We start from the raw sequence: 15,890 nt of genomic DNA on the forward strand, positions 1-15,890 counted from the left end.
CGGCATCCGCACTAAACTGGGGAATTTTCATCCAGCCGTTTTGGGGAGATTACGTCCAGCACTCACAAACGGCACGTTCAACCATCTCGTGGCCTTCGGCGTGTCTGTTCTGGCGGGCCAGCGGGAGGCTGATGTTGACGAGGGTCTCCACGTTGTTGGGATCAAGCGATAGCGCCGCTTCGTAGGCCGCGATCGCATCCGTCTCTTCGCCGAGGTTGGCAAGGATCAGGCCGCGCAGATTTTGGGCGGGCGCAAATGACGGGCGCAAGGTCACCGCTTGATTGATCGCAACCTCTGCCGCGGTGAGATCGCCAAGGTGCACATGCGCCTGCGCCAGGAAAAAACAGGCGGTCGGGTCGCTGTCCCGCAGGGGTTCGACAATCTTGATAGCTTGCACGTGGCGCCCTGCCAGAATCAGGGTCTGTGCCAGATTGTGCCGCGCGTCGATAAAGCCCGGATCAATCTTCATCGCGCGTTGAAACTGTGCGATCGCCTCGGGCACCTTGTTCATGGCCGAAAGACAGATGCCAGCGATGTTAAACGGCTGTGGATCCCGCGGAGTCGTCTTTTGCAGGCGTTTTGCAATCTTCAGGGCCGGTTTGTAGGCGCCTGAGTTGAGATAAGAGGTAGCTATACCGAGGTCCCGACTCGCAATCATTCCGAAACCGCCTTGTTAAAAAACTGTTACAATTCGCTGCCCGTTATCACGATGTGCAAGCGCGAAGTGTGAAGCAGTTCACGTAAATCGGCGGATTTCTCGGGAGATTTGCGATTATCTGCACGGATGGGGGCAAAATCCCCATTATCGCCTGTTTTATAGCCATTCCGAAAACGCATAGCGGTCAAACGCTAGTGTCGGTTGTTAGGTCATGAAATGCGACCTATCTCCCCGGTGTCACAAAATAGACATGAACGACCAGCCGGGAAGGGATCCCGGTTTTGCCGAGATCAAGGACGACGACGATGGCCTATACAACTTCCGCTACCCAGACCTATTCCTTTGGCGCCCGCATCCGCGCCGCAGTTGCGAACTTCCGCACCACTCTGGCCCGCCGGTCCGAATACCGGCGCACCTATGCGGAACTGGAAAACCTGTCCAACCGCGAGCTGGCCGATATCGGCGTGCGCCGCTGCGATATCAGCAACATTGCCCGGCTGCACGCCCACGGTAACTGATCGGACACCATAGCCCGGCCTGACTTATTGCCTCCCCCGGACTGGCCGGGATCGAAAGACGCCTCTGCCCCGCGCAGGGGCGTTTTTAATTTGTCTGGCGACGCCTTGCGCGGGAAGCTTGGGGCGGACAGGGGGGGGGGCGTACCCGGAGGCAGGGCTTGATATCGCCCGGCACAGCGTCTATACGCCCCCGGTGGCAATCCAAGCCACAGAATCAACAATCAAGAAGAGCCGAGGTTGGCCCGCTTACGCTTCAGGGGTCACATCCGGCAAGGAGAAGCGAAATGAAACTTCATGAACTGCGCGACAATCCCGGCGCCGCCAAGAAACGCACCCGTGTGGCCCGTGGCCCGGGTTCCGGCAAAGGCAAAATGGGTGGCCGTGGTATCAAAGGTCAGAAATCCCGTTCGGGTGTTTCGATCAATGGCTACGAAGGCGGCCAGATGCCCCTCTACCAGCGTCTGCCTAAGCGTGGCTTCACCAAGCCGAACCGCAAGACTTTCGCTGTTGTGAACCTGGGCCTGATCCAGAAGTTCATCGACGCGGGCAAGCTGGACGCGGCAACCATCACCGAAGATTCGCTGGTCGAATCGGGCCTGCTGCGCCGCAAAAAAGACGGTGTGCGGATCCTGGCCAAAGGCGATTTCTCGGCCAAATCCAACATCACCGTGACCGGCGCGTCCAAATCTGCCATCGCGGCAGTTGAAAAAGCGGGCGGCACCCTGACCGTGGCGACAGCAGCTGCTGCTGAGTAACGGCTTGTGAGCGGCGCCGATGCCGCTTACATAGGTCACAGTTTTTCCATACGCCGCCCGAGCCGGAAAACGGTTCCGGGCGGCGTTTTCGCAAAAAGAGACCCATTTCATGGTATCAGCAGCAGAACAAATGGCGGCGAACACCAGCTGGTCCGCGCTCGGCAAGGCCAAGGATCTGCGCAACCGCATCCTATTCACCCTCGGCCTATTGATCGTCTACCGTCTTGGCACATTCATTCCGGTCCCGGGCATTGATGCCTCGGCACTGCGCGAATTTATGGAGTCGGCGGGGCAGGGCATCGGCGGCATGGTGTCGATGTTTACCGGCGGTGCGCTTGGACGGATGGGCATTTTTGCCCTCGGGATCATGCCTTACATCTCGGCATCGATCATCGTTCAGCTGCTCACCTCCATGGTTCCGGCGCTGGAACAGCTGAAAAAAGAAGGCGATCAGGGTCGCAAGAAAATCAACCAGTACACCCGTTACGGCACCGTCGCGCTGGCAACGGCGCAGGCCTACGGTCTGGCGGTGTCGCTGGAGTCCGGCGATCTTGCGACCGACCCTGGCATGTACTTCCGGTTGGCCTGCATGATTACCCTGGTGGGCGGCACCATGTTCCTGATGTGGCTGGGCGAGCAGATCACCCAGCGGGGCATCGGTAACGGTATCTCCCTGATCATCTTTGTCGGCATTATCGCTGAGGTTCCCGCAGCCATCGCGCAGTTCTTTGCCTCCGGCCGCTCCGGTGCCATCAGCCCGGCGGTTCTGATCGGCGTGATCGTGATGGTTGTCGCGGTAATCATGTTCGTGGTCTTCATGGAACGCGCCCTGCGCAAGATTCACATTCAATACCCCCGCCGTCAGGTGGGCATGAAGGTCTATGATGGCGGCTCGTCGCACCTGCCGGTCAAGGTGAACCCGGCGGGCGTGATCCCGGCGATCTTCGCCTCCTCGCTGCTGTTGTTGCCGACCACGATCTCTACCTTCTCGTCGGGTTCGGCCTCTGGTCCGGTAATGTCCTGGCTGCTGGCCAACTTCGGCCCCGGTCAGCCGCTCTACCTGCTGTTCTTCGTGTCGATGATCGTGTTCTTCGCGTATTTCTACACCTTCAACGTCTCCTTCAAACCTGATGAAGTGGCGACGAACCTGAAGAACCAGAACGGCTTTGTCCCTGGCATCCGTCCCGGCAAAAAAACCGCTGAGTACATCGAATACGTTGTGAACCGCGTTCTGGTTCTGGGCTCGGCCTATCTGGCGGCTGTCTGCCTGCTGCCGGAAATCCTGCGCGGTCAGTTCGCCATTCCGGTCTACTTTGGCGGCACCTCGGTTCTGATTGTTGTCTCGGTCACCATGGACACGATCCAGCAAGCGCAAAGCCATCTGCTGGCGCACCAGTACGAAGGTCTGATCGAGAAAAGCCAGCTGCGTGGCCGCAGTAAGAAACGCACAAAACGGGGGCCCGCTCGTCGATGAATATTATTCTTTTGGGCCCGCCGGGCGCGGGTAAGGGCACGCAGGCCCGTCATCTGGTCGAAACCCGGGGCATGGTACAGCTCAGCACTGGCGACATGCTGCGCGATGCGCAGGCTAGCGGCAGCGAGATGGGCAAGAAGGTGGCCGAGGTCATCGCCCGCGGTGAGCTGGTCACGGATGAGATCGTAATTGGTCTGATCCGCGAAAAGATTGCCGAAGGCGCCGAGGGTGGTTTCATCTTTGACGGCTTCCCGCGCACGCTGGGGCAGGCAGATGCCCTGACCGACCTGTTGGCCGAGATGGGGCAGAGCCTGGACGCCGTTGTTGAAATGGCGGTGGACGATGCAGCGCTGGTGGCGCGGATTACCGGCCGGTCGACCTGCGGCGATTGTGGTGAAGTCTACCACGATGAAACCAAACCCTGGCCCGCCGATGGCAAATGCGCCAACTGCGGCAGCAGCAACATCAAGCGGCGCGCGGACGACAACGAGGAAAGCCTCAAGACCCGTCTGATGGAATACTACAAGAAGACCTCGCCGCTGATCGGCTACTATTATGCCAAGGGCAAGCTGAACAAGATCGACGGTCTGGCATCCATCGACGAGGTTCAGGCCTCTATCGCCAATGTTCTCGACTGATCTGAAAAGTCGGTACAGAATGAAAAAAGAGCCGGGCTTGTCCCGGCTCTTTTCGTTTTGGTAAGGCGAGCAGGGAAGGATGGGCGGATCTTTTAAAAGGACCTTGCCAATGACGTCTCCCACCCGTTCCGTGATCAATGCCGCGGCTGTTCTCTGTATGGCGACGACGTCCCCCGGATTTGCCGAACGGTATTTCGTCAATGATCCCGCCGCCTGCCCGACAAACGCGGAGGAGCAGGACCAGCTGATGGATTTTGCCAATGACGGTGGGCTGATCCTGGAGGAGGACGGCTTCAGCTCAATGGAGTATTTCTGCAGCTTCGAGCCGGATCTGCAGTATCATTGGGACGGCTATCAGGTCACGACCCATGTGGGGCATTGCCAGACGCCCGGGCCGGTTTTCATGCCAACCTTGTTTACCTTCGTGATGACTGAAGAAGCCCCGGGGGAGATCGCACTGTTCGACAGCAACGAATACACGACGCGGTTTTATTCCTGCACCGATTGACGTCGTCCGGGCAGGATGCAGGCGATGTGGGAGGATGTTGCCCCTGGGCCCATAAACTTTGACGTTTCCGCCGGGCGCCGGGTTGACGACATGCGGAATTCTCAATAGGGAAGCCCATCCCTCTTGGGAATCAATCCAGGCGGCCCGATTCCGTGCCGCGTGAGTACCTCGATACATTATCTGATGAAAAGCCTCTCGGGGCGTCATCAGGTGTTGTGAAAAAAGGTTCTGGAGTTACGGAACCGCAACGAAAAGGAAAGTGACACGTGGCACGTATTGCCGGCGTAAACATCCCGACTGCCAAACGGGTCCCCATCGCCCTCACCTATATCACCGGAATCGGCAACACTTCGGCGAAAGCCATCTGTGAAGCCGTTGGCATCGACGCAACCCGTCGCGTCAACGAGCTGTCCGACTCCGAAGTTCTGGCCATCCGTGAGCACATCGACGCAAACTACACCGTTGAAGGTGACCTGCGTCGTGAAGTGACCATGAACATCAAGCGTCTGATGGACCTGGGTAGCTACCGTGGCCTGCGCCACCGTCGTAACCTGCCCGTTCGCGGTCAGCGGACCCACACCAACGCTCGCACCCGCAAAGGCCCCGCAAAGGCCATCGCTGGTAAGAAGAAGTAAGGGAGGGTTTGATCAATGGCACGCGATAAATCCCGCACGAAGCGTAAAGAGCGCAAGAACATCGCCACCGGCGTTGCACATGTGAACTCTTCGTTCAACAACACCAAAATCCTGATCTCTGACGTTCAGGGTAACGCGATTTCCTGGTCCTCCGCTGGCACCATGGGCTTCAAGGGCTCCCGTAAGTCCACGCCCTATGCGGCGCAGATGGCTGCAGAAGATGCAGGCAAGAAAGCTCAGGATCACGGTGTTAAAACCCTCGAAGTCGAAGTTCAGGGCCCCGGTTCGGGTCGTGAATCCGCACTGCGCGCCCTGGCCGCAATCGGGTTCAACATCACCTCGATCCGTGACGTGACCCCGATCGCGCACAACGGCTGCCGCCCGCCAAAGCGCCGCCGCGTCTAATTATTTACGACTTTCGCTGGGGCCCCGCTTGATTTGTCGGGCCCCAGTACGTCATTTTAAACCTCGGGCGTCTGCACCTTCGGACATGGGGTACGGACAGGAATGGAGGGACTGCATGATCCATAAAAATTGGGCAGAACTGATCAAGCCGACACAGCTTGACGTGAAGCCGGGCAATGACCCCGCACGGCAGGCAACCATCGTTGCAGAGCCGCTTGAGCGTGGTTTTGGTCTGACACTGGGCAACGCACTGCGCCGCGTCCTGATGAGCTCGCTGCAAGGCGCGGCCATCACCAGCGTTCAGATCGACAATGTTCTGCACGAATTCTCCAGCGTCGCCGGCGTTCGCGAAGATGTCACCGACATCATCCTGAACCTCAAAGGTGTGTCGCTGCGCATGGAAGTCGAAGGCCCCAAGCGCCTGTCGATCAATGCCAAAGGCCCCGCAGTTGTCACCGCTGGTGATATCTCGGAAAGCGCCGGTATCGAAGTTCTGAACCGTGATCACGTGATCTGCCACCTCGACGATGGTGCGGACCTGTTCATGGAACTGACCGTCAACACCGGTAAAGGCTACGTTTCGGCAGAGAAGAACAAACCGGAAGACGCACCCATCGGTCTGATCCCGATTGATGCGATCTACTCGCCGGTGAAAAAGGTCTCCTACGACGTTCAGCCGACCCGTGAAGGTCAGGTTCTGGACTATGACAAGCTGACCATGAAGGTTGAAACCGATGGTTCCGTTACGCCGGACGACGCCGTGGCCTATGCTGCGCGCATCCTGCAGGACCAACTGTCGATCTTCGTCAACTTCGACGAGCCGGAATCGGCTGGCCGCCAGGACGAGGACGATGGTCTCGAGTTCAACCCGCTTCTGCTGAAGAAAGTGGACGAGCTGGAGCTTTCCGTGCGTTCGGCAAACTGCCTGAAGAACGACAACATCGTTTACATCGGCGATCTGATCCAGAAGACCGAAGCAGAGATGCTGCGTACGCCGAACTTCGGCCGCAAGTCGCTGAACGAGATCAAAGAAGTGCTGTCGGGCATGGGCCTGCATCTTGGCATGGATGTCGAGGACTGGCCGCCGGACAACATCGAAGATCTGGCCAAGAAATTCGAAGATTCGTTCTGAGAATAAGGGGAGGGCGTAAGTCCTCCCCAACTACAAATGCCCACGTTGGTGGGGACAATCAGGGCAAACCCGCCCCAAGGAGAGCAGCTGACACGCATCGGCTGACAGACAAAGCAAAACCTTTAGAAGGAACTAGAAAATGCGTCACGCACGTGGATATCGCCGCCTGAACCGCACCCATGAGCACCGCAAGGCTCTGTTTGCAAACATGGCTGGCTCGCTCATCGAGCATGAGCAGATCAAAACCACTCTGCCCAAGGCAAAAGAACTGCGTCCGATCGTTGAAAAACTGATCACGCTGGCGAAAAAAGGCGACCTGCACTCCCGCCGGAACGCCGCCTCGCGTCTGAAGGAAGACCAGTATGTGTCGAAACTGTTCGACGTTCTGGGCCCGCGCTACAAGGATCGTCAGGGCGGTTACGTCCGTATCCTGAAAGCCGGCTTCCGTTATGGCGACATGGCGCCGATGGCGATCATCGAATTCGTTGATCGCGACGTAAATGCCAAGGGCGCTGCCGACAAGGCGCGCGTTGCCGAAGCCGAAGCGGCTGCCGACGACGAATAATAAATTACAGGCCACAATGGTCTGTCATTCTGGCCCCTGCAGCTGTGCCTGCAGGGGCTTTTTCATTTCTGTCCTCGCGTGCCGGTCCGGCAGGGGACCGCGACTGGCGCCGTTGCTGCGCTTGCATTCCGCCGCCAGCCTCCGCATATCCTGTTCTGACCGAGGAATGGAGGCGATATGATCCGCGCTGTTTTGACCGCTCTGATGCTGGCTCTTGCTTTGGGGACGCAAGCCCCTGCCGAAACGCGGGTGCCGCAGTCGCAGGCTGAGATTTCACTTGGGTTTGCGCCGCTGGTGAAACAGGCGGCCCCCGCAGTGGTCAATATCTACGCCAAGATCGTGACCGAGGCGCCGCAGGCATCGCCTTTTGCGGGCGATCCCTTCTTTGACGATTTCTTCCGCAGTTTTTCCAATCCGCGCCCCCGGGTGCAGAACTCATTGGGGTCGGGGGTGATCCTTGCCGAGGATGGCATCGTTGTGTCGAATTACCACGTGGTTGGCATGGCGACGGAAATCCGCGTCGTGACCACTGACCGGCACGAATATGACGCCCGCGTGGTCCTCGCAGATCAGGCCAGCGATCTGGCGATCCTGCGGCTTGAAGATGCAGAGGGCCTGCCGTTCCTCAATCTGCGCAACAGCGATCAGGTTGAGGTCGGCGAATTGGCTCTGGCCATCGGCAATCCCTTTGGTGTGGGGCAGACGGTCAGTAGCGGTATCATTTCGGGGCTGGCGCGCACGGGCACCGGCACCGGAGAAGGTTTTGGCTATTACATCCAGACCGACGCACCGATCAATCCCGGCAACTCCGGCGGCGCGCTGATCGACGTGAATGGCGAGCTCATCGGGATCAACACACGGATCCTTAGCCGTTCGGGCGGATCCAACGGCATCGGCTTTGCCATTCCGGCCAATCTGGTGCGGGAGTTCCTGCATCAGGCCCGCGCGGGCGCGGAAAGCTTTCAGCGCCCCTGGGCGGGGATGACCGGGCAGCCGGTGGATGCGGATCTGGCGGCCTCGCTGGGGATGCCACGCCCTGAAGGCATGCTAATCTCCGAACTCCACCCCGAAAGCCCCTTTGCCAAGGCGGGATTTGAAGTCGGCGATGTGGTGACCGAGGTCGACGGCGAGCCGGTAAATTCACCCTCCGAGATGGTGTTCCGCATGACCATTGCCGGTCTGGGCGGCAGTTCGGACGTGGCGCGCTGGCGCGGCGGTGAGAAAAAAGTGGTGCGGGTCGAGATGTACAGCGCCCCGGACAGTCCTGCGGCCGACCCAGTGCAACTGGGCGAACGCAGCCCACTGCCCGGGCTGACGGTGGCGCGCATCAATCCGCGGCTCATCGTGGATTTGCAATTGCCGTTGACGGCCGAAGGTGTGGTGATCGCCGATCCGGGGCCTTATGGCGCACGGGCAGGGCTGCAGCGGGGCGATGTCCTGCTCGGGATCAACGGCGAAGCGGTCACGGCGCCGCAGGATGTGGTCGATCTGATGGGCCGCACGCAGGGCTGGTTGGTTCTCGACCTGTTGCGGCGCGGGCAGCGCGTCAGCCTGCGCTTCCGGCTCTGATCCATGGCAGATCTTTTTGACAGCGACGCGCCACAGCCCACGGGCGGCGAAGAACCGAACAGGCCGCTGGCGGACCGTCTGCGCCCGCGCTCCCTGTCCGAGGTGATTGGCCAGCAGCAGGTGCTGGGACCGGAGGCACCGCTGGGTGTCATGCTGGCCTCGGGATCGCTGTCCTCTTTGGTGTTCTGGGGGCCGCCGGGCGTGGGGAAGACCACCATCGCGCGGCTTCTTGCTAAGGAAACCGATCTGCATTTCGTGCAGATCTCGGCCATCTTCACTGGCGTACCGGATCTGAAGAAGGTGTTCGAGGCGGCCAAGCACAGGCGCGCTAACGGGCAGGGGACGCTGCTGTTCGTTGATGAGATCCACCGTTTCAACAAGGCGCAGCAGGACGGATTCCTGCCGCACATGGAGGATGGCACCATCCTTCTGGTCGGGGCCACCACCGAAAACCCCAGCTTCGAGCTGAACGCCGCTCTGTTGTCGCGCTCGCAGGTGCTGGTGCTGGAACGCCTGCCGCTGGCGGATCTGGAACTGCTGACCCAGCGCGCCGAGAAGGAACTGGGTAGGGCGCTACCGCTGACCGGCGATGCGCGCGACGCGCTGCAGGAAATGGCGGATGGCGATGGGCGTGCGCTGCTCAATCTGATCGAACAGGTCTCTGCCTGGCGGGTCGAGTCGCCGCTCGGGCGCGAGGCGTTGGCGACCCGGCTGATGCGGCGGGCGGCGAAATACGACAAATCCGGCGAAGAGCATTACAACCTGATTTCGGCGCTGCACAAATCCGTGCGCGGCTCGGATCCCGATGCGGCGCTTTACTGGTATGCGCGCATGCTGGAGGGCGGCGAGGATCCGCGTTTTCTGGCCCGGCGGCTGACCCGGATGGCGGTCGAGGATATCGCGCTGGCGGACCCGCAGGCGCAGGCCGTCTGTCTGCAAGCCTGGGAGACCTACGAACGGCTCGGTAGCCCGGAAGGGGAGCTGGCGCTGGCGCAGGCGGTGATCTATCTGGCACTCGCGCCAAAGACCAACGCGGGCTACATGGCCTACAAGGCCGCCCGACGGTTGGCCAAGGAAACGGGCAGCACGCCGCCACCGAAACATATCATGAATGCCCCGACTAAGCTGATGACCGAACAGGGCTATGGCGCGGGCTACCAGTATGATCATGATGCCGAGGATGGCTTTTCCGGGCAGAACTATTTCCCCGAAGGCGTCAAACGCCCGGTTCTCTATCAGCCCGTCGAGCGCGGGTTTGAACGGGAATTGAAACGGCGGACCGAGTTCTTTGCCAAGCTGCGGCTACAGCGGAACAGTTGACCGGGTGACGGGCGGATCAGGTCAGGCGGTGACCTCGACCCAGGTGCCCATGCCCGCCGCGTGATGCGATAGCATATGGCAATGCAGCAGCCATTTGCCGGGGTTGTGGGCGTTGAATGCGACGGTCCGCGTCTCCCCGCGCATCATCAGCAGCGTATCGCGCAGGGGACCAAGCCCGCCGCCCGGCAGGACTTCGGCAAAATGCATGCCGTGCAGATGCATCGCATGGGGAAAGGCGGTGTCGTTGACCATGGTGAGTTTGACCGTCTCGCCAATGGACGCGCGCACAAGCGGGGCGTTCGGTCGGCCGACCACGCCATTCAGCGCCCAGAATTGACCCGCCTGCGCTAGCGAGCGCATGCCTTGCGTCTCTCCCTGCCACTCAGCGGCCCGCATGCCGCCCATGGCGCCGCCCTCCATGCGCAGGGTCGCACTGCGCGCATTGCCGAGGGTGATCGCATGGTCCGGGTTGGGTGGGAGCGGTGCGGGCATGTTGCGGGTGCTCTTGGTTCCGGCTGAGACCGGAAAGCTCGCCTGCGCGTAACCGCCATCGCGTTCGAACTGCACCAGAAAGGCATCCTCGCCCGCGTCGGCCGTCACATCGACGATCAGGTCGATCCGCTGTGCGGGTGCCAGCAGCAGTTGGTCGGGGATCTCTTCCGGCGCCGTCAGAGGCATGCCATCATAGGCCATGATCCAACCTGTCAGCCCCTGCAGCCCAAGGGCAAAGATCCGGGCATTGGCGCTGTTGATCAGCCGCAGGCGCAGCCGGTCGCCCTGCTGCACGGGGTAGCGCGCCTCGATCTGTCCGTTGGTCAGCATCACATTGCCCATGCGCCCGGCGTGGGACATGTCGTGGGGGTGATCGAACACCGGGTCGACCGCGGCATCCTGCATGAGGCGGATGTCATCCAGCATTAGAACAAGATCCTGATCCACATCGGGGGCGTCGTGTTCGGCCACGATCAGTGGGCCCTGAATGCCGCGCTCCACCTGTTCGACCGACTGGGCGTGGGAATGGTACCAATAGGTCCCGGCATCCGGCAGGGCGAAATCATAGGTGAACTCTGCGCCCGGCGCGATGGGGGCCTGCGTCAGTCCCGGCACGCCGTCCATGGCGTTTTCGATGCGGATGCCGTGCCAGTGCATCGAGGTTTCTTGCGGCAGCCCGTTGTTGACCTGAACCTTCAGCCGGTCCCCTTGCCGGGCCTGCAGGGTCGGTCCCGGCATGCTGCTGTTCACCCCCCAAAGATCTGTCTTGCCGTATTGCGCGGGCGCGATCTGTTGCTGCAGGGGCGCCAGCGCAAGCTGAACCGGCGTCGCGGCCCAGCCACTGCGGGGCAAAAGCGGCAGCGCGGCAAGGCTGGCGAGAAAGGAACGGCGAGATGGCATCAGGGTCTCCTCCCAGTGGATGGCTGACAAACTAAGGGGGCCTGCAGGTCTGACAAGACATCCACCCACTGGAAGGTTGGCATGAATTTTGCGTTTGGCCGCCTTGCGCGTTGAAAACTTGACATCCGTGGCCCGCCGCGCGACAGACCGCGCATGTATCTCACCGTTCTATATGTCGCCCTCGGCGGCGCCCTTGGGGCCGCCTGCCGCTATCTGACCGGGCTTGGCGTGGTCCGACTGTTCGGCCATGGCGATTTTCCCTTGGCGATCATCACCGTCAACGTGATCGGTTCCTTCATCATGGGGGTCTTTGCTGTCACCGCCGCACACAAGGGGCTGACCCATCTCAGCCCCTTTGTGATGACTGGCATGCTGGGTGGCTTCACGACCTTCTCGGCCTTCTCGCTTGAGACGGCGAATATGATCGAACGGGGTGCAATGGGGCAGGCGGCTCTCTATATTGTGCTGTCTGTGGGACTGTCTGTTGGCGGTCTGTTTTTGGGCCTGATGGCCGCCAGAGGAGTTTTCGCATGAGCGGCGTTCAGACAATCACCGTCACCGAAGAGGATGCGGACCAGCGCGTGGACCGCTGGCTGCGGCGCCTTTTTCCGCATGTCAGCCAGGGCCGCATCGAGAAGATGTGCCGCAAGGGTGAGCTTCGCATTGACGGTGGCCGGGTCAAGGCCAGCACCCGTGTTGAGGCCGGGCAGTCCGTGCGCGTGCCGCCGCTGCCGTCGGCTGATCACCAGCCGATCACGCCGGAAAAGCGGCGGATTTCGGATGCTGACGCAAAGATGATCCAGTCCTGTGTGATCTACAAAGACGACGATGTCATCGTGCTGAACAAGCCCCACGGGCTGGCAGTGCAGGGCGGCAGTGGCACCACCAAACACGTGGATGGCCTGTCCGAGGCTCTGCGCTTTGGCTATGATGAAAAGCCCCGACTGGTGCACCGGCTGGACAAGGATACCTCGGGTGTACTGGTTCTGGCGCGAACGCGGGCAGCCGCGCAGGCGCTGACCGCCGCCTTCCGCCATCGCAACACGCGCAAGATCTACTGGGCGCTGGTTGCCGGCGTTCCGACGCCGTACCTGGGCGAAATCAAGGCTGGTCTTGTAAAGGCGGGCGGCCATGGTCGCAGCGGCGAAGGCGAAAAAATGATTGCGGTGCACCCTTCCGAGATCGACAGCACGCCAGGCGCCAAGCGGGCGCATACCTTTTATGCCACGCTCTACCGGGTGGCGGGGCGCGCGTCCTGGGTGGCGATGGAGCCGGTCACCGGCCGCACCCATCAGCTGCGCGCGCATATGGCCGAGATCGGCCATCCGATTGTCGGCGATGGCAAATACGGCGGCTCGGGTCAGGAAAACCTGGGCGACGGTTGGGGCGCACAACTGGGCGGTATCATCAGCAAGAAGCTGCATTTGCATTGCCGCCGGATGGCGTTTGAGCATCCGGTGACGAAAAAGCAGATCTCGGTCACCGCGCCGTTGCCCGAGCATATGAAAGACAGCTGGGATACCTTTGGCTGGACCGAGGATCTGGCGGCGGAGGATCCGTTCGAGGGCCTCCTATGAGTGCCCCGCTGCGGCTGGTACTGTTCGATGTGGATGGCACCCTTGCCGACAGTCAGGCGGCCATCACTGGCGCGATGAGCGCGGCCTTTGCGACGGTGGATCTGCCCGCACCTTCGCGCGATGCGGTCCTGTCGATTGTCGGGCTGTCGCTGCCGCAGGCCATGGCGCAGCTGGCGCCCGAGGCTGGCGCGACGGCGCAGGCTGCTTTGGTGGACGGTTACAAGCAGGCTTACATGTCGGCGCGCCAGGCTGCAGGGGCGGGGCACTCGCCGCTGTTTCCGGGCGCACGGGAGGCTTTGGACGCCCTGCACGCGGTGCCCGAATACCTGTTGGGTGTCGCGACCGGGAAATCACAGCGGGGCCTCGATGCGCTGATCGCGGCGCATGATCTGGACTGTTTCGTGACCCGGCAGGTGGCCGATCACCACCCGTCCAAACCGCATCCCTCGATGGTGCTGACGGCGCTTGCTGAAACCGGAGTGGACGCGCGCCATGCGGTGATGATCGGCGATACCAGCTTTGATATGGATATGGGCCGCGCGGCCGGGGTCACCACCATCGCGGTGGACTGGGGCTATCACCCGTCAGAGCGGCTGCAGGCAGACCATATGATCGGCAGTTTTACCGAGTTGGAACCGCTGCTAGAGAAGATCTGGAAGGCATAAGACAATGAGCGAATGGGCACCGAAACGATTCTGGAAAGCCACGGCAGTCGCCGAGACGGATGACGGCTATACCGTTGAACTGGACGGGCGCCGGGTCAAAACCCCGGCAAAGGCTCTGCTTGAAGTCCCCTCGCAGCAGATGGCCGAAGCCATCGCAGCGGAGTGGGACGCGCAGACCGAATCGGTCAATCCCGCCACCATGCCTTTTACCCGCTCGGCCAATGCTGCCATCGACAAGGTGACCCATCAGCACGCCGAAGTGGCCGATATGCTGGCTGAATATGGCGATTCCGATTTGCTGTGCTACCGGGCCGATAGCCCGAAGGAACTGGTCGCCCGTCAGGCCGAGGAATGGGATCCGGCGCTCGACTGGGCGCATGAGGCGCTGGGCGCACGCTTGCATCCGCGCAGCGGTGTTCTTCATCAGCCGCAGGATGCGGCCACTATTGCTGACCTGCGCGCCCGGGTGCATGGGATGACCCCATTTCAGCTCGCTGGGTTTCACGATCTCGTGGGGATGTCGGGGTCTCTGATCCTGGGATTTGCCGCGGCTATGGACTGGCGCGACGCCGAGGAGATCTGGCAGTTGTCCCGGCTGGATGAACGCTGGCAGGAAGAGCAGTGGGGCGTCGATGAAGAGGCGCAAACCACAGCAGAGCTGAAGCGTGATTCTTTTTTGCACGCTAAACGGTTCTACGATTTCTCGGGTTGAGACAGCCGCCGGGATAGGACGTGAGACAGGAAATATCACAGCGGGACGGTTGAGCGAAAAATTTTAACAATCGCCCCCCTGTTCGCTATGCGTCCATCGAATTTGGTGATCCAACCCTTGACGTTTGTTTATGAATCCGCCCAAACTTCCCTGTGATTTAGGTGTTTTCCCTAGATCCCGTCGTTCCGGTATGGCTAACGGCGGAAAAAAACCACCAGTACAGGTGGAACATCAGGAAGAGGTAAAAATGAACAAATCCGTATTTTTGGGCGCGCTGACCGTGGCCGGGATTGCAGCTGGTGCAGCTGCTGCCGGTACGCTGGACGATGTGAAAGCCCGCGGCAAACTGAACTGCGGCGTCACCACCGGTCTGGTCGGTTTTGCTGCTCCGAATGCGAATGGGGAATGGGAAGGTTTTGACGTCGCCGTCTGCCGCGCTGTTGCTGCGGCCACTCTGGGCGACTCGACCGCTGTTGAATTCGTGCCGACCACCGGCAAAACCCGCTTCACGGCTCTGGCCTCGGGTGAAATCGACATGCTGGCGCGTAACACCACCTGGACCTTTTCGCGCGACGTCGATCTGAAGTTCGAATTCACCGGCGTGAACTACTACGACGGCCAAGGCTTCATGGTTCCCAAGGACCTGGGTGTTTCCTCGGCGAAGGAACTTGACGGCGCAACCGTCTGCATCCAGACCGGTACCACCACCGAGCTGAACCTGGCGGACTTCTTCCGCTCGAACAACATCAGCTACGAGCCGGTTCCGATCGAAACCAACGCCGAAGCACAGCAGCAGTATCTGGCTGGCGCCTGTGACGTTTACACCACCGACGCATCCGGCCTGGCCGCGACCCGCGCAACCTTTGACGATCCGGCAGGCCACGTGCTGCTGCCCGAGATCATCTCCAAAGAGCCGCTCGGTCCGCTTGTCCGCCACGGCGACAACGAATGGGGCGACGTGGTCCGCTGGACCCTCAACGCTCTGATCACCGCCGAAGAGCTGGGCGTGACCTCGGCCAACCTGGCTGAGATGTCCGCAGGCACCAACAACCCCGAAATCAACCGTCTGCTGGGCACCGAAGGTACCCTGGGCGAGATGCTGGGTCTGTCGGCTGACTGGGCCAAAAACGCAATCGCCGCTGGCGGTAACTATGGCGAAATCTTCGCCAAGAACATCGGTGAGGACACCCCGATCGGTCTGGCCCGTGGTCTGAACGCACAGTGGACCGAAGGTGGTCTGCTGTACTCGCCGCCGTTCCGGTAAGCACAAAACGAAGAGGGCGCAGGATATCCTGCGCCCTTTTCCTATCTGAAAAAAATGAGCTTCGGATTTCTGCGGAGCAGGGGAAAACCCTGCCGGGACACAG

At 60.8% G+C, this 15,890-nt stretch carries 18 protein-coding genes; 16 read left to right on the top strand and 2 right to left on the bottom strand.

Going from position 1 to position 15,890, the window contains the following annotated elements:
• Positions 1-49: 49 nt before the first annotated feature.
• On the bottom strand, positions 50-658 hold the full coding sequence (locus C6W91_RS16445; protein ID WP_370571138.1) for a tetratricopeptide repeat protein: 609 nt from the start codon (positions 656-658) through the stop codon (positions 50-52).
• 305 nt (positions 659-963) lie between these two features.
• Between C6W91_RS16445 and C6W91_RS16450 the strand changes: the two genes are divergently transcribed.
• The 11 genes from C6W91_RS16450 (at position 964) to C6W91_RS16500 (ending at position 10,177) form a co-directional block, all read left to right on the top strand.
• Positions 964-1,176, top strand: coding sequence for a DUF1127 domain-containing protein (locus C6W91_RS16450; protein ID WP_274840199.1), 213 nt, complete (start codon positions 964-966; stop codon positions 1,174-1,176).
• Between the two features lie 284 nt (positions 1,177-1,460).
• Entirely contained in the window at positions 1,461-1,931 is a 471-nt protein-coding gene (gene rplO / locus C6W91_RS16455; protein ID WP_065271453.1) for a 50S ribosomal protein L15, read from the top strand.
• A gap of 109 nt (positions 1,932-2,040) precedes the next feature.
• A complete protein-coding gene (gene secY, locus C6W91_RS16460; protein ID WP_065271452.1) occupies positions 2,041-3,405 on the top strand; it encodes a preprotein translocase subunit SecY in 1,365 nt (454 codons plus the stop codon).
• On the top strand, positions 3,402-4,043 hold the full coding sequence (locus tag C6W91_RS16465; protein WP_370571140.1) for an adenylate kinase: 642 nt from the start codon (positions 3,402-3,404) through the stop codon (positions 4,041-4,043). Before secY ends, C6W91_RS16465 begins: the two co-directional genes overlap by 4 nt.
• Positions 4,044-4,152: 109 nt before the next feature.
• The gene (locus tag C6W91_RS16470; protein ID WP_065271450.1) at positions 4,153-4,551 is read left to right on the top strand and encodes a hypothetical protein; all 399 of its coding nucleotides are present in this window, start codon (positions 4,153-4,155) and stop codon (positions 4,549-4,551) included.
• A 266-nt stretch (positions 4,552-4,817) separates the two neighbouring features.
• On the top strand, positions 4,818-5,186 hold the full coding sequence (gene rpsM / locus C6W91_RS16475) for a 30S ribosomal protein S13 (RefSeq protein ID WP_065271449.1): 369 nt from the start codon (positions 4,818-4,820) through the stop codon (positions 5,184-5,186).
• A 15-nt stretch (positions 5,187-5,201) separates the two neighbouring features.
• Positions 5,202-5,591 (top strand): 30S ribosomal protein S11, encoded by a 390-nt coding sequence (rpsK, locus tag C6W91_RS16480; RefSeq protein WP_065271448.1) that lies wholly within the window; start codon positions 5,202-5,204, stop codon positions 5,589-5,591.
• A 115-nt stretch (positions 5,592-5,706) separates the two neighbouring features.
• Entirely contained in the window at positions 5,707-6,723 is a 1,017-nt protein-coding gene (locus C6W91_RS16485; protein ID WP_065271447.1) for a DNA-directed RNA polymerase subunit alpha, read from the top strand.
• A 139-nt stretch (positions 6,724-6,862) separates the two neighbouring features.
• Positions 6,863-7,288, top strand: a complete 426-nt coding sequence (gene rplQ, locus C6W91_RS16490; protein WP_065271446.1) for a 50S ribosomal protein L17 — start codon at positions 6,863-6,865, stop codon at positions 7,286-7,288.
• 177 nt (positions 7,289-7,465) lie between these two features.
• Positions 7,466-8,857, top strand: coding sequence for a trypsin-like peptidase domain-containing protein (locus tag C6W91_RS16495; protein WP_274840200.1), 1,392 nt, complete (start codon positions 7,466-7,468; stop codon positions 8,855-8,857).
• Positions 8,858-8,860: 3 nt separating this feature from the next.
• Complete coding sequence (locus C6W91_RS16500; RefSeq protein WP_065271444.1) at positions 8,861-10,177, top strand: replication-associated recombination protein A; 1,317 nt, start codon at positions 8,861-8,863, stop codon at positions 10,175-10,177.
• 21 nt (positions 10,178-10,198) lie between these two features.
• Here C6W91_RS16500 and C6W91_RS16505 read toward each other — a convergent pair whose 3' ends face one another.
• Positions 10,199-11,569, bottom strand: coding sequence for a multicopper oxidase family protein (locus C6W91_RS16505; RefSeq protein WP_065271443.1), 1,371 nt, complete (start codon positions 11,567-11,569; stop codon positions 10,199-10,201).
• A 153-nt stretch (positions 11,570-11,722) separates the two neighbouring features.
• On the opposite strand from C6W91_RS16505, the gene crcB reads away from it, so the two are divergent.
• The 5 genes from crcB to C6W91_RS16530 all read left to right on the top strand — a co-directional run bounded on the left by crcB (position 11,723) and on the right by C6W91_RS16530 (position 15,787).
• Positions 11,723-12,103 (top strand): fluoride efflux transporter CrcB, encoded by a 381-nt coding sequence (gene crcB / locus C6W91_RS16510; protein ID WP_065271442.1) that lies wholly within the window; start codon positions 11,723-11,725, stop codon positions 12,101-12,103.
• Complete coding sequence (locus C6W91_RS16515; protein WP_065271441.1) at positions 12,100-13,146, top strand: RluA family pseudouridine synthase; 1,047 nt, start codon at positions 12,100-12,102, stop codon at positions 13,144-13,146. Before crcB ends, C6W91_RS16515 begins: the two co-directional genes overlap by 4 nt.
• Positions 13,143-13,811, top strand: a complete 669-nt coding sequence (locus tag C6W91_RS16520) for an HAD-IA family hydrolase (protein WP_065271440.1) — start codon at positions 13,143-13,145, stop codon at positions 13,809-13,811. Before C6W91_RS16515 ends, C6W91_RS16520 begins: the two co-directional genes overlap by 4 nt.
• Before the next feature lie 4 nt (positions 13,812-13,815).
• The gene (locus tag C6W91_RS16525; RefSeq protein ID WP_274830243.1) at positions 13,816-14,523 is read left to right on the top strand and encodes an ATP12 family chaperone protein; all 708 of its coding nucleotides are present in this window, start codon (positions 13,816-13,818) and stop codon (positions 14,521-14,523) included.
• A gap of 247 nt (positions 14,524-14,770) precedes the next feature.
• Positions 14,771-15,787 (top strand): amino acid ABC transporter substrate-binding protein, encoded by a 1,017-nt coding sequence (locus C6W91_RS16530; protein WP_274836222.1) that lies wholly within the window; start codon positions 14,771-14,773, stop codon positions 15,785-15,787.
• The last annotated feature ends 103 nt before the right edge of the window (positions 15,788-15,890 follow it).

It is taken from the genome of Phaeobacter sp. SYSU ZJ3003, from assembly GCF_041300735.1.
Taxonomy (GTDB): domain Bacteria; phylum Pseudomonadota; class Alphaproteobacteria; order Rhodobacterales; family Rhodobacteraceae; genus Phycobacter; species Phycobacter gallaeciensis_A.